Source organism: Embleya sp. NPDC050493 (assembly GCF_044458105.1).
In the GTDB taxonomy this organism is placed as follows: Bacteria; Actinomycetota; Actinomycetes; order Streptomycetales; family Streptomycetaceae; genus Embleya.
The window spans coordinates 533,423-546,902 of sequence record NZ_JBITHP010000002.1 but is presented as its reverse complement, the minus strand read 5'-3'; the positions used below and the strand labels follow the sequence as shown (position 1 = coordinate 546,902).

Annotated in this window: 12 protein-coding genes; 9 read left to right on the top strand and 3 right to left on the bottom strand. The window is 71.5% G+C overall.

Annotated elements, in window-relative coordinates; translation table 11 throughout:
- Nucleotides 1-324 (bottom strand): hypothetical protein, encoded by a 324-nt coding sequence (locus ACIBM5_RS05640; protein ID WP_391582712.1) that lies wholly within the window; start codon nucleotides 322-324, stop codon nucleotides 1-3.
- Nucleotides 325-600: 276 nt separating this feature from the next.
- Here ACIBM5_RS05640 and lpdA point away from each other — a divergent pair, with 276 nt between their 5' ends.
- From lpdA to ACIBM5_RS05625, 3 genes are all read left to right on the top strand, one after another.
- Nucleotides 601-1,989: a dihydrolipoyl dehydrogenase gene (gene lpdA / locus ACIBM5_RS05635; RefSeq protein ID WP_396005553.1), complete on the top strand. Its 1,389-nt coding sequence runs from the start codon at nucleotides 601-603 to the stop codon at nucleotides 1,987-1,989.
- A 71-nt stretch (nucleotides 1,990-2,060) separates the two neighbouring features.
- Nucleotides 2,061-3,902, top strand: coding sequence for a 2-oxoglutarate dehydrogenase, E2 component, dihydrolipoamide succinyltransferase (gene sucB / locus ACIBM5_RS05630; RefSeq protein WP_396005552.1), 1,842 nt, complete (start codon nucleotides 2,061-2,063; stop codon nucleotides 3,900-3,902).
- A gap of 113 nt (nucleotides 3,903-4,015) precedes the next feature.
- Nucleotides 4,016-4,909 carry a TIGR01777 family oxidoreductase gene (locus ACIBM5_RS05625; RefSeq protein WP_396005551.1) on the top strand — a complete coding sequence of 298 codons (894 nt, stop codon included), beginning with the start codon at nucleotides 4,016-4,018 and terminating at the stop codon, nucleotides 4,907-4,909.
- Nucleotides 4,910-4,937: 28 nt separating this feature from the next.
- Here ACIBM5_RS05625 and ACIBM5_RS05620 read toward each other — a convergent pair whose 3' ends face one another.
- A complete protein-coding gene (locus ACIBM5_RS05620; protein WP_396005550.1) occupies nucleotides 4,938-5,930 on the bottom strand; it encodes an HNH endonuclease in 993 nt (330 codons plus the stop codon).
- 321 nt (nucleotides 5,931-6,251) lie between these two features.
- Here ACIBM5_RS05620 and ACIBM5_RS05615 point away from each other — a divergent pair, with 321 nt between their 5' ends.
- Nucleotides 6,252-7,496: an NAD(P)/FAD-dependent oxidoreductase gene (locus ACIBM5_RS05615; protein WP_396005549.1), complete on the top strand. Its 1,245-nt coding sequence runs from the start codon at nucleotides 6,252-6,254 to the stop codon at nucleotides 7,494-7,496.
- Between the two features lie 134 nt (nucleotides 7,497-7,630).
- Here ACIBM5_RS05615 and ACIBM5_RS05610 read toward each other — a convergent pair whose 3' ends face one another.
- Nucleotides 7,631-9,001 carry a regulator gene (locus ACIBM5_RS05610; protein ID WP_391582718.1) on the bottom strand — a complete coding sequence of 457 codons (1,371 nt, stop codon included), beginning with the start codon at nucleotides 8,999-9,001 and terminating at the stop codon, nucleotides 7,631-7,633.
- Between the two features lie 388 nt (nucleotides 9,002-9,389).
- Between ACIBM5_RS05610 and ACIBM5_RS05605 the strand changes: the two genes are divergently transcribed.
- The 5 genes from ACIBM5_RS05605 (at nucleotide 9,390) to ACIBM5_RS05585 (ending at nucleotide 13,334) form a co-directional block, all read left to right on the top strand.
- Nucleotides 9,390-10,091 (top strand): hypothetical protein, encoded by a 702-nt coding sequence (locus ACIBM5_RS05605; RefSeq protein ID WP_396005547.1) that lies wholly within the window; start codon nucleotides 9,390-9,392, stop codon nucleotides 10,089-10,091.
- A gap of 28 nt (nucleotides 10,092-10,119) precedes the next feature.
- Nucleotides 10,120-10,914, top strand: a complete 795-nt coding sequence (gene lipB, locus ACIBM5_RS05600; protein WP_391582720.1) for a lipoyl(octanoyl) transferase LipB — start codon at nucleotides 10,120-10,122, stop codon at nucleotides 10,912-10,914.
- A 264-nt stretch (nucleotides 10,915-11,178) separates the two neighbouring features.
- Nucleotides 11,179-12,150 (top strand): lipoyl synthase, encoded by a 972-nt coding sequence (lipA, locus tag ACIBM5_RS05595; RefSeq protein ID WP_396005545.1) that lies wholly within the window; start codon nucleotides 11,179-11,181, stop codon nucleotides 12,148-12,150.
- 93 nt (nucleotides 12,151-12,243) lie between these two features.
- Complete coding sequence (locus ACIBM5_RS05590; protein ID WP_396005543.1) at nucleotides 12,244-12,507, top strand: hypothetical protein; 264 nt, start codon at nucleotides 12,244-12,246, stop codon at nucleotides 12,505-12,507.
- 140 nt (nucleotides 12,508-12,647) lie between these two features.
- Nucleotides 12,648-13,334 carry a DUF4191 domain-containing protein gene (locus ACIBM5_RS05585; RefSeq protein WP_391582723.1) on the top strand — a complete coding sequence of 229 codons (687 nt, stop codon included), beginning with the start codon at nucleotides 12,648-12,650 and terminating at the stop codon, nucleotides 13,332-13,334.
- The last annotated feature ends 146 nt before the right edge of the window (nucleotides 13,335-13,480 follow it).

Below are 13,480 nucleotides of genomic sequence, written 5' to 3'. Positions count from 1 at the left end.
TCAGGATCCGTCGGCGGACTGCCGGCGGGTCCACTCGCGCATGCGCTTGGGGTAGCCCACCAGGGCCGCCTCGTACACCGGGATGCCCAGCTTGCGCGCGAGCGTGCGCGCGGCACCGGGATCGGCGACCCGACGGCGGGTCCACTCGCCGGTGTCGGCGATGAACACCACCGTCGTCCCGCTCAGCGTGGTCACCGGTTCGATGTAGGCCTCGACTCCGTTGCGGCTGCGCGCGAACTCGCTCAGGTGCGCCGCCGCGGCGGCGGCCTGCCTGCGATCGGGCGCATCCGCGCCGGCACCGCGTTTGCGTCGGAACAACCCCACGGGGATTTCCTTCCTGTCATACGCGCATGTCATCCGCGTCGGTCCGCCGCGCGGAGGTCGTGATCGTGTCGGAACAACGAGTCGCAACGGCACGTTGTGCCCCCGATCCGCCATTTCGGCGCGGCCCTTGTGGGACAGGCAACACCGGGGCGGAGTGCTCGGTCGCTCCCGACAAGTGGGAGGATGTTGTACCGGCACTTGAGACCTTCCACAAGAAGGGGGTGCTACCCGCCGCGTCCCGCGCGGGTGGGCATCGCAATCACAGGAGGACGTGACGTGGCGAACGACGCCGGAGCCGTTTTCGATGTAGTCATTCTCGGAGGCGGGAGCGGCGGCTATGCGTGCGCCCTTCGCGCGGCCGAACTCGGTATGCGGGTCGTCCTCATCGAAAAGGGCAAGCTCGGCGGCACGTGTCTGCACAACGGCTGCATCCCGACCAAGGCGCTGCTCCACGCGGGCGAGGTCGCGGACCAGACCCGTGAGAGCGAGCAGTTCGGCGTCAAGTCGACGTTCGACGGCATCGACATCTCGGCCGTGCACGCATACAAGGACGGCGTCATCTCGCGCCTGTTCAAGGGTCTGACCGGGCTGATCAACAGCCGGAAGATCACCGTCGTCGAAGGCGCCGGCAAGCTCGTGTCGCCGACCTCGGTCGAGGTGAACGGGCAGCGCTACGAGGGTCGACACGTGGTGCTCGCGACCGGCTCCGTGCCCAAGTCGCTCCCCGGCCTGGAGATCGACGGCAACCGGGTGATCAACAGCGACCACGCGCTCGTGCTCGACCGGGTCCCGCAGTCCGCGGTGGTCCTGGGCGGCGGCGTGATCGGCGTCGAGTTCGCCAGTGCCTGGAAGTCCTTCGGTGTGGACGTGACCATCGTCGAGGCGCTGCCGCACCTGGTGGCCCTGGAGGACGAGGCGTCCAGCAAGCTTTTGGAGCGGGCCTTCCGCCGGCGCGGGATCAAGTTCGAGCTCGGTGCGCGCTTCGCCGGTGTCGAGTACACCGACGCGGGCGTCCGGGTCTCGCTGGAGAACGGCAAGCAGATCGAGGCCGAGCTGCTGCTCGTCGCCGTCGGTCGCGGCCCGGTCTCGGCGGGGCTGGGCTACGAGGAGGCCGGCGTCGCGATGGACCGCGGCTACGTCCTGGTCGACGAGTACTGCGCCACCAACGTGCCGACGATCTCGGCCGTGGGCGACCTCATCCCCACCCTCCAGCTCGCCCACGTCGGTTTCGGCGAGGGCATCCTGGTCGCCGAGCGGATCGCCGGGCTGAACCCGGTGCCGATCGACTACGCGGGCGTGCCGCGCGTGACCTACTGCGACCCGGAGGTGGCCTCGGTCGGCCTCACCGAGGCGCAGGCGGTCGAGCGCTACGGCTCGGACAAGCTCGCCACGATCAGCTACAGCCTCGGCGGCAACGGCAAGAGCCAGATCCTCAAGACGACCGGCCAGGTCAAGGTCGTCTCGGTCAAGGACGGCCCGGTCGTCGGCATCCACATGGTCGGCGCCCGCATGGGTGAACTGACCTCGGAGGCCCAGCTGATCTACAACTGGGAGGCCCTCCCGGCCGAGGTCGCCCAGCTCATCCACCCGCACCCGACGCAGTCCGAGGCGCTTGGCGAGGCCCACCTCGCGTTGGCGGGCAAGCCGCTGCACGTCCACGACTGACGACGCGCCCCCAATCGCGCACCGTCATCCAAGACACACGCCTTGAAGCGTTGAGAAGGAGTCATTGACCCATGCCGGTCTCCGTAACACTGCCCGCGCTCGGCGAGAGCGTGCAGGAGGGCACCATCACCCGCTGGCTCAAGCAGGAGGGTGAGCGCGTCGAGCTGGACGAGCCCCTGCTCGAGGTCTCGACCGACAAGGTCGACACCGAGATCCCCTCCCCCGCCGCCGGCATTCTGGTGTCCATCAAGGCCCAGGAAGACGACACGGTCGATGTCGGCGCCGAACTGGCCGTGATCGACGACGGCACCGGTGCCGAGGCACCGGCCACGGCCGGCTCGCCGGCGCAGGAGACTGCCGCGCCGGCCGCTCAGGCCGCCCCGGCCGAGCCCGCGCAGGCGGAGCCCGCACAGGCGGAGCCCGCGCAGGCCCAGGCCGCTCAGGCCGCCCCCGCCGAGCCGGCCGCGGCTCCGGCCGCCCCCGCCGGCGACGTGCAGGGCACCCCGGTGCTGCTGCCCGGGCTCGGCGAGAGCGTGCAGGAAGGCACCATCACCCGCTGGCTCAAGCAGGAGGGTGACACGGTCGAGGCCGACGAGCCGCTCCTGGAGGTCTCGACCGACAAGGTCGACACCGAGATCCCGGCGCCGATCGGTGGCGTGCTGCTGAAGATCAGCGTCGCCGAGGACGAGACGGTGGAGGTCGGCGCCGAGCTGGCCGTCATCGGCGCGCCCGGTTCCGCACCGGCCGCGGCTCCCGCTCCGGCGGCTCCCGCTCCGGCGCAGCAGGCACCGGCGCAGCAGGCACCGGCTCCGGCGGCTCCCGCACCGGCTCCGCAGGCACCGGCGGCTCCGGCCCCGGCACCTGCGCCCAAGCCCGCTCCGGCGCCCGCTCCCGCCCCTGCCCCGGCACCGGCCGCGCAGCAGGCAGCCCCGGCCGCCCCGCAGCTCACCCCGCCGGCCGAGGCGGACGGCGCGTACGTCACGCCGCTCGTGCGCAAGCTGGCCGCCGAGCACAACGTGGACCTGGGCTCGATCGCGGGCACCGGCATCGGTGGCCGGATCCGCAAGCAGGACGTCCTGGAGACGGCCCGCAAGCAGCAGGCGGCCCAGGCCGCCGCCGCGGCATCGGCTCCGGCCGCCGCCCCGGCCGCGTCCGCCGCCAAGGCCCCGGCCCCGGTCGAGCCGTCGCCGCTGCGCGGTCGGACCGAGAAGCTCTCGCGCATGCGCACGGTGATCGCCAAGCGCATGGTCGAGTCGCTGCAGACCTCGGCCCAGCTGACCACGGTCGTGGAGGTGGACGTCACCAACATCGCCCGCCTGCGCGACCGGGCCAAGAACGACTTCGTGGCGCGCGAGGGCGTCAAGCTGTCGTTCATGCCGTTCTTCGCGAAGGCGGCCGTCGAGGCGCTCAAGATCCACCCGGTCCTGAACGCGTCGATGGACCTGGCCGCCGGCACCGTGACCTACCACGACGCCGAGCACCTGGTGATCGCGGTGGACACCGACCGCGGCCTGATGGTCCCGGTCATCCACAACGCGGGTGACCTGAACATCGCGGGCCTCTCGCGCAAGATCTCCGACCTGGCCGAGCGCACCCGCACCAACAAGGTGAGCCCGGACGAGCTGGCCGGCGGCACGTTCACGCTGACCAACACCGGTTCGCGCGGCGCGCTGTTCGACACGCCGATCTTCCCGCAGCCGCAGGTCGCGATGCTCGGCACGGGCGCGGTCGTCAAGCGCCCGGTCGTGGTCAACGACCCGACGCTCGGCGAGGTCATCGCGGTTCGTTCGATGGTGTACCTGGCCCTGTCCTACGACCACCGCCTGGTGGACGGCGCGGACGCGGCCCGCTTCCTGCAGACGGTGAAGACCCGCCTGGAGGAAGGCGCCTTCGAAGGCGACCTCGGCCTGTAGGACATGCCGCGGCGGACCCGTTCCGCAACGGTGGGCACGTCCCGAGGGCGGTTCGGACACCTCGTCCGGGCCGCCTTCGGCATGTCCGGCGTCCGGTGGGCAAGGATGGCGGCATGCGCATCGCCGTCACCGGTTCGTCCGGCCTCGTGGGTTCCGCTCTCGTCCGCTCGCTGGCCGCCGACGGCCACGAGGTGGTCCGGCTGGTCCGCCGGGCTCCCGGCAGACCGGACGAGGTCCGCTGGGACCCGCACGCGGGCACCGTGGACACCGCCGCCCTCGGCCCGGTGGACGCGGCGGTGCACCTGGCCGGCGCGGGCATCGGCGACAAGCGCTGGACGGCCGCGTACAAGCGCGAACTGCGCGACAGCCGGGTCCTGGGCACCGCGGCCGTCTCGCGCGCGCTGGCGGCCCTCGAACCGGCGCCGCGGGTACTGCTGTCCGGTTCCGCGATGGGCTTCTACGGCGACACCGGCGACCGCGAGGTGGACGAGTCCGCCCCGCCCGGCCGCGGCTTCCTGGCCGACCTGTGCACCGAGTGGGAGGCCGCCACCGCACCCGCCCTGGAGGCCGGCATCCGGGTCGCCCACCTGCGCACCGGCCTGGTGCTGGACCGCTCCGGCGGCACGCTGCGCCGAATGATCCCGCTGGTCAAGGCCGGTCTGGGCGGCCGGCTCGGCTCGGGCCGGCAATACTGGAGCTTCATCTCGCTCACCGACGAGGTGGCCGCGATCCGGCACGCCCTGGACCACCCCGACCTCGCCGGCCCGGTCAACCTGACCGCACCGCACCCGGTCACCAACGCCGAGGCGACCAGGGCCCTGGGCAAGGCCTTGCACCGCCCAACCGCCCTGCCCGTCCCCGCCTTCGCCCTCCGCACCGTCCTCGGCGACTTCGGCAACGAGATCCTCACCGGCCAACGCGTCCTCCCCAAGGCCCTCCTCACCTCGGGCTTCACCTTCGAACACCCCACCATCGAATCCACCCTCACCGCCGCCCTGACCCCCTGACCCACCACCGACCCCAACCCGGCGCCGACTACCGAGCCAGCAGGGCCCGGAGTTCGTCGATGGTCAACCACGGATTCGTGCGATGCACCATGCGGTGGCAGTTGGCACAAACAAGCGCAAGATCGGACAGCCTGGTTTCACCCTCTCCGGCCACATGCAGCGGAACGACGTGGTGGCACTCGATGTACCCGGCCCCGTGCGCGCCGTATTTCGCCTCGAAGTCGAAGTCGCACACCGCACAGCCCAGATGCCCTCGCTCACCGAGAACCTCGGCGAGCTTGCGTTCTCGCAAGCTCTGGTTGCGCTCGCGATAGAGGTGTCGTCGAGCGAGAATGCGACCTTCGGGAGCGCTGTATTCCTCGAGTTCTTCCAGGGGCGCCTTGGGAAGCTTGAGCAGTTCGCCCGAACGCAGCCCGGCCTTGATGCGCGCCGCAGCCGCAGCCATCCGCGCAGGTGCTGCCAGAAAAGCGGCCAGGACCTCGTAGTCGAGCCTGTTGCCGTTGGTTCGCGTCAACCTGCCGATGTTGTCCGGATGGCAGGTCCGGATGTCGACGATCTTGCGGGCGACGCCGTTGGCATTGCGGAACGTGTCGCCTCGGGTGGCCTTGTCATGAAACGGAAGCTTCTGCAACAGCCGGGACAGCTCGACGACCTGCTTGTCGCCCGCATCGAGCTGTGCCCATCCGTTCTCCGCCAGGAGAGCGCACGCAAGCACCAATTCGTCCCAGACCCAGTCCGGGTTCCGTTTCGGCGTCCGCACGTCGAATCCGAGCTTCAGCAACCAACCGGCCGCAGCGGCCTTGCCCCCACTGAACTCGTCGGACGTCAAGGCCCTGCCCTGGCAGTACCAGTGGGCCACGCCCGCTATTGCCTTCGAGTCGTACTCCTTGCCCTCGTGCACGAGCACGTACTTCACGGCCGGTTTGAAGCCGTATGTCTTCAGAAACTCCGCGGTTCCGAGGCGATCGCATTCCGCCAAGGCCTCCAGCACGGCATCGCGAGTCAGTTCCCCGATCTTCATCGACCGAGTCTTACAGCGGGGCAGGCTCGGGTGCCACACCCGTGGACGGAGATTCACGGTCCCGCAGCACAGCGGGCGGCCCCGAGACGCGGCCTCGGGGTCTCCCGGGTCCGTGAGGCGTTGCTCGGGCTCGGGCGGTGTGGATCGGGTTGGCGGGGGGTGCCGGGGGCGGGTGGTTCGTGATTGGGTTCTTTTGGGTCAACTCCCGTGCGTGACAGGGCGATTACGGCAATTTCCCTGGGTATGACCTGTAGGCGACGAAACCGACTCCGCGGCGCCTGCGGCCGTGGGCAGGGGGACGGGAGGACGACCGTGGTCGACGTGCGTCGAACCGAGGTGATCGTGGTGGGGGCCGGTCTGGCCGGTCTGAGTGCGGCACGGAGCGTGGCCGCGGCGGGGGTTCCGGTGACCGTTCTGGAGGCTGCGGAGCGACCCGGAGGGCGGGTGCGCACCGATCTCGTGGACGGGTTCCGGGTCGACCACGGCTTCCAGTCGCTGACCACCTCGTGGCCGCAGGTGAGCCGGCAACTGGACGTCGCCGCACTCGGGTTGCGGCCGTTCCAGGCCGGTGTACTGCTTCACGACGACGGCCGCATCCATCGGCTGGGCGACGTCCGCCGGGTGCGGGACGCGATCGGCGGGCTGCGCAACGGCAGCGGCACCGAGCGGGCCCGGGTGGCCGCGTTGCTTGCCCGGACCGCGTCCGCTCCGGTGGCCCGGGTGATGAGCGCTCCGGAACTGGCCGTCGCCGACGCGCCGACGATGCGCGCGCTGCCGCCCGAGTTGGCCCGTCGTACGCTGCGCCCGCTGCTGACCATGCTGTTGCACGATCCCGCGCTGTGTTCGTCCAGCCGGTTCGCCGAGTTGATGCTGCGTTCGTTCCTGCGCGGCCGGGTGGCGCTGCCCGCCCGCGGCATGGCGGCCGTGCCGGCGCAGCTCGCGGCCGGGCTGCCGGCCGGGGTGGTGCGCCACGGCGTGCGGGTGTTGTCCGTCTCGGCCGACCGGGTACTCACCGACGTGGCGGGCGAGATCCGCGCCGGCGCGGTGATCGTGGCCACCGATCCGACCACGGCGGTGGCGCTGCTGCCGGGCCTGCGGATGCCCGCGTTCCACCCGGTGACCACGCTGTACCACGTGGCCCGCGGCGCCCCCCGTCCCGACCCGTCACTGCTCCTGGACGCCGACCCCCGCAGCCCCTTCACCCACACCACGGTGGTCAGCCAGGTCGCGCCCACCTACGCGCCGGACCGCCGGGCCCTGATCGCCACGACCGTCCTGGGCCACGACGGCACGGAGCCGGCCAAGCTCGAACTGCGGGTCCGCGAACGGCTGGCCGTCGTGTACGACACGCCCACCACCGAGTGGGCGCACCTGACCACCTGTCACATCGCCCGCGCCGTCCCCGTGGTCGAACCCGGCCACAACTTCCGCCGCCCGGTCCGCCTGATCGGCGGCCTGTACGTCTGCGGCGACCATCGCGACTCCAGCTCCATCCAGGGCGCCCTGGCCTCCGGCCGCCGAGCCGCCCGCTCCGCCCTCGCCGACCTGGGCGTCCTGGCGGCCTAGGAGCAGCCCCAACGCGCCCACCCGAGGCCCGAATTCCGCGGCATCCGAGCCTTGGGCAACGGGTGGGCGCCGACGGCGCGAGCCGACCGGGACGACGCCCGCAACTCGCGCTCCAACGTTCCGCACGAAAGCCCTCAGGCCGTGTGGACGAAGCACCCCGATCGCGCCTCGAACTCGCGCACCGCCGGCACATCCCGATACGGCGCCAACCGATGCGTGAACTCGCGCACGTAGTCCACCGCCCGCGACGAGCGCAGGCCCTCCGCCTGCTCCGTCGCCTCCGCCTCGATCCGGCACGCCTGTTCGACCTCGCCCAACTCCAACAACGCGGTGGCCAGGATCGTCTGGCAGAACAGCCGGCTGCGGGTGTACTCGCTGCCGCGCAACAGCAGCGACCGCTCGGCATATTCGCGGGCCTTGTCGTAGTCCTCCAAGTCCCGGTAGCAGTGCGCGTGATCGTCGGTCAGCTGCGCCTCGTCCATGAACGCGACCCACTCCGGCTCCTGGTCCCCCGGGGCGACGCACTCCAACGCCTGCTCCGCACGCAGCAGCGCCGCGCCGCACGCCCGGGCGTCCCCGAGCAGCCCGTGCCCGCGCGCCTCGACCGCGTGGAACAACGCCCGGACCCGGGGCGTGGCCACCACCGAGGCGCCCTGCTGGGCCACGCGCGCCAGTTGCACCGCCTCGCGCCCGTGGCCGAGGTAGACCGCCTGTCGGCTCATCGTGGACAACACGAAGCCGCCCAGCGCCCGATCCCCGGACGCCTGGGCCAGCCGCAGCGCCTGGACGAAGTAGCGCTGCGCCATCCCGTGCACGCCCACGTCGTACGCCATCCAGCCGACCAGCCGGGTGAGCGTGGCCGCCGCGCCGAACAGCGCGCTGCCGGTGCGCGAGTCGTACGTCCCGCGCAGTATCGCGGTCACCTCCGTGTCGAGGTAGCGCACCAGCGCCTGTCTGCCGTGCCCGCCGCCGAACGAGTTGTCCAACCGCCGGAACGCCTCGCCGACCGCGCGCACCGCGGCCACGTCGCCGAGCCCGACCCGATCGCCGTCCTGCCGGGCCGGCCGCTCGTCGCCGGCGCCGATCAGCCAGTCCCGGCTGGGCACCACCAGCGCCCCGGGCGTGAACGCGGCCTCCACCAGCGCCGATCGCTGCGCCGAGTCGGCCTGCCACATGCCCGTGACGATCTCGACCGCCTCGGGCGGCCCCGACGCGTATTCGAGCCCGGCATAGTCCGGCCGGCAACCGGCCATGCCCAGATCCTCGGCGCTGAGCTTGCGGCCGAGTCGCTGGGTGAAGACCTCGGCAAGCAGTATCGGGACGATCCCGCGCGGATGTTGGCCACGCAGCCAGCGCGCCACGGAGGTCTTGTCGTACCGGAGATCGATGCCCTGTTCCGCACCGAGTTGGTCAACGCGTCGGGCCAGACCGGCATGCGAGAAGCCGGCTTCCTCGACAAGCGCCGCCAGCCGGTGATTGGGGCGCCGCTCGACCCTGGCTGCCATGGAGATGAACGCCTCCCGCTGGTGCGGTGGTTCGGTGTGGGTGGGTGATCGCGCGAGAATCTAGCGATTTCTGGAGCGCTACAACCCGAACGCTCGCAACAATGACCCTTTCGAGTTACCGGTCCGAGTCCGGCCAATCGAGTGGCGAATCCGGCCCGACGGCGGTCCGTGGTGGCCGAGTTCGGCAGAACCTGCCGAACCCTCGGGACCGATCCGATGCGGCGTCACCACCGGTGCGTCGCTTGCGGTGCGCGGAGCCGTGGTGGAACATGCGCGAGTCAGTTCACCCGATGGGGTGATCAACACCCACGTGGCGGAACCCGAACCGCACCACACGGCCGACCCGCCCGCCCCCTGCGGCTCGCCCCGACTCGAAGGAAACGCACGCGTGACCCGCCAGCCCGACGACACCGCTCGTGGGATCGTGATCCCCTTGGCCGTGGTCGCGCTCGTGTGCCTGCTGCTCACCAGTGGGGTCTTCCTGTTCTCCGGCTCGGACGACGACAAGAGCCGTCATCGCGCGCTCCCGAACGACCTGAACCTGCCGCTGCCCGCACCCGCGTACCCGCTGCCCGGCATCGGCTCGGCAAGCCCGGGGGCGACCACGTCGACGACCGCGAGCCCGACCAAATCGGCCGGCCGCTCCCCCTCCGCCTCGGCGAGCGCGACCGCGAGTACCGGGCCCACGGCGCCCCGCACCACCGCGCCGCCGGCGACGACCACGCCGCCCGTCCCGCCTCCGCCGGCCACCACCGGGCCCAAGGACATCTCCGTCGACGCCAAGGTGACCGACTCCGGCTGGGGCGCCGACGGCACGGTGGTCATCACCAACCGCACCGCGCGCCCGCTCCCGGCCTGGGACCTCACCCTCACCACGTCCGGCCGGGGGAGCGGCTTCACCATGCTCTGGGGCGAGGGCATGCGCACCAGCACCGATCGCGGCATCGCGACCGCGCGCGGCAACGGCCCACTGGCCCCCGGAGCCAGTGCGGTGATCGAGTTCGGGCTGTACGGCCGGGTCGAGGCGATCGGCTGCACCTTCACCGGCGTCACCTGCACCGTCCGCGGGCTCGACGCCGGCCATCGGTGACGTTCGCCCCCGTCGTACGCTGGTCGGCGTGACCAGCTTCTTGCGATTCGTGCACTTGGGCCTCGGCGCCGCCGCCGTTCCGTACGAGGCCGCCTGGGAGGAGCAGCGCCGCGTCCACGAGCAGGTGGTGAGCGGCGAGTCCCCGGACACCTGCCTGCTCTTGGAACACCCCGCTGTCTACACCGCGGGCCGCCGTACGGACCCCTCCGAGCGCCCGATGGACGGCACCCCCGTGGTCGACGTGGACCGGGGCGGCAAGATCACCTGGCACGGCCCCGGGCAGCTCGTCGGCTACCCGATCGTGCGGCTGCCCGAGCCGGTCGACGTGGTCGCGCACGTGCGCCGGATGGAGGAGGCGCTGATCCGGGTCTGCGCCGACCTGGGCCTGGAGACCACCCGGATCGAGGGTCGCAGCGGTGTCTGGGTCCTGGGCGACGCGGTGCCGCCGAGCCCGGCCCCGGTCGGCGGGCTCGATCTGCGGCTGGACAGCCGCCTGGCGGCCGGCCCCGACCCGCGCCTGCACCCGGAGTTCGACCCGCGCCTGGCCGGCCCGGAGTACGCGCCCTCCAACGCGGGCCAGCGCGGCGACGACCGCAAGCTCGCGGCGATCGGCGTCCGGGTCTCGCGCAAGGTGACCATGCACGGCTTCGCGATCAACTGCGACGCGGACATGACGTACTACGACCGGATCGTGCCGTGCGGCATCAAGGACGCCGGCGTCACCTCGCTGAGCCGCGAACTCGGCCGCGAGGTGACGGTCGCCGAGGTATTGCCGCTGGCCGAGAAGCACCTGGCCGACGTGTTCGCGCACGTGCCCGTGTGAGGCGTGGATCGTGCTCCGCGTGACGCCCGCCGCCGCTCGGCGTGACGCGGAGTCCGTCGGCCGCGTGACGCACGCCTCGTACCGAATCCGGCATCCGGGGAATCCACCCGGGTTCGCCCCGGTTGCCACCGGATGGGCCGTCCGGAGGCCCGAATCCCTCGGCGTACTCTGGACGTACCGCCCCACCACGGGCCCGGACCATCCAGTCGGGCCCACCGCAGTCTGTCCCGCCCCGCAGGCTGCCCCGAGCAAAGGGAGTCGCGCGTGTCCGCTGTCGCACCCGACGGCCGCAAGCTGCTTCGCCTGGAAGTCCGCAACGCGGAGACTCCCATCGAGCGCAAGCCTTCGTGGATCAAGACCCGGGCGAAGATGGGCCCCGAGTACACCGAGCTCAAGCAACTCGTGAAGCGCGAGGGGCTGCACACGGTGTGCGAGGAGGCCGGTTGTCCCAACATCTACGAATGCTGGGAAGACCGCGAGGCGACCTTCCTGATCGGCGGCGACCAGTGCACCCGGCGCTGCGACTTCTGCCAGATCGACACCGGCAAGCCGGCCGAGCTCGACCGTGACGAGCCGCGCCGCGTCGCGGAGTCGGTCCAGGCGATGGGCCTGAAGTACGCGACCGTCACCGGCGTCGCCCGCGACGACCTGCCCGACGGCGGTGCGTGGCTGTATGCGGAGACGGTCCGCCAGATCAAGCAGCTGAACCCGGGCACCGGCGTGGAACTGCTGATCCCGGACTTCACCGCGCAGCCGGACCAGCTGGCCGAGGTGTTCTCCTCCCGTCCCGAGGTGCTCGCGCACAACATCGAGACGGTGCCGCGGATCTTCAAGCGCATCCGCCCGGGTTTCCGGTACGAGCGCTCGCTCGACGTGATCACCCAGGCCCGGGCGGACGGCCTGGTCACCAAGTCCAACCTGATCCTGGGCATGGGCGAGGAACGCGCCGAGATCAGCCAGGCCATGCAGGACCTGTACGACGCCGGTTGCGAGCTGCTGACCATCACGCAATACCTGCGGCCGAGCGTGCGGCACCACCCCGTCGAGCGCTGGGTGCGCCCGGAGGAGTTCGTCGAGCTGAACGAGGAAGCCGAGGAGATCGGCTTCGCGGGTGTGCTCTCCGGCCCCCTGGTCCGCTCCTCGTACCGCGCGGGCCGGCTGTACCGCCAGGCTCTCGACGTGCGCGACTCCCGCTCCGCTTCGGGCGAAGGTATGCAGACTTTCACGTCGGTTTGACCCGGACGTCATCGTTTGGTAACACATTGTTGCGAGAGTCGACCGCAGTGCGGTGAACCTTCGCACCGAAAACAGGTAGGGGGAACGACGTTCATGCACGACACGCAGCAGGGCAACGCCTCGGTGTTGCGAGGCGCGTTCGATCGCGGTTTCGCAGCCCGCAGGGCGACCGTGGGCCGGGTCTTCCGGGCCGTCGAGACCGTGCTGATGTTCGAGGGCGGTCAGCGCACCGCGCGCCGCAACGCGTGGGCGGCCGTGTGTGCCGACCGCAACCGGGCCCGCGCCCGCGCCGAGGCCTCCGACATCCTGGCCCGGCTCGCCCCGGTCAACCCGGCCCCGGGCACCGGCTCGCACTGACGCGCGTTGCGCCGTACGGCCGTTCACCGGAGGTTCACCTCCGGCCGGACGGCCGTATCGCTGCGCCGCTCGCATGAAGGTTCGGACAAGCTGTCGGCAGGCATTGTCCGGGGTGCACGACACGCCAGTATCCTTTTCACATGGCGAGCAAGGAACCAACCGAGAAGAGCGGCCGGCTGAAGCAGATCCGGCTCGCCTACCAGCAGACGAAGAAGGCCGATCCCTGGGTCGGCTTGATTGTGGCGGCCTGGGGCCTGGGCGTATTCGCAGTACTCCTGGCCATCGGCTTCTGGTGGGGACATCCGATCTACCTGGGCATCTTCGGTGCCCTCGTGGGTCTGCTCGCGGCGGCCTTCATCTTCGGACGACGGGCCGAGAAGTCGGTGCTCGGCCAGATGGAGGGCCAGCCCGGCGCCGCGTTGGCGGTCATGCAGTCACTCAAGCGTGGCTGGGTCGTGACCCCCACCGTGGCCATCACCCGCCAGCAGGATGTCGTCCACCGCGCCGTGGGTCGCCCCGGCATCATCCTGGTGGGCGAGGGCCAGCCCGGTCGCGTCACGCGACTGCTGGCCGATGAGAAGAAGCGGATGTCCCGTCTGGTGGCGAACACGACGGTGCACACGATCATCGTCGGCAACGACGAGGGTCAGGTCCCGCTGCTCAAGCTGCAACGGCACATCATGAAGCTGACGCCGACCATGGCCAAGCCCGAGGTCGCGGTGGTCAACGACCGCCTGCGCGCGGTCGGCGACCTGATGAAGAACATGCCGGTGCCCAAGGGCCCGATGCCGAAGGGCGCGCGCATGCCGCGCGGCCCGCGCGGCTGACACTTCGCGGCCCGCCCCCCACGCGACGCGAACAGCACCACCCGTCCCCACCCGATCACGAGAGCGGGGGGGGGGGGGGGGGGGGGGGGGGGGGGGGGGGGGGGGGGGGGGGGGGGGCGGGGGGGCGGGGGGGGCGGGGGCGCCGC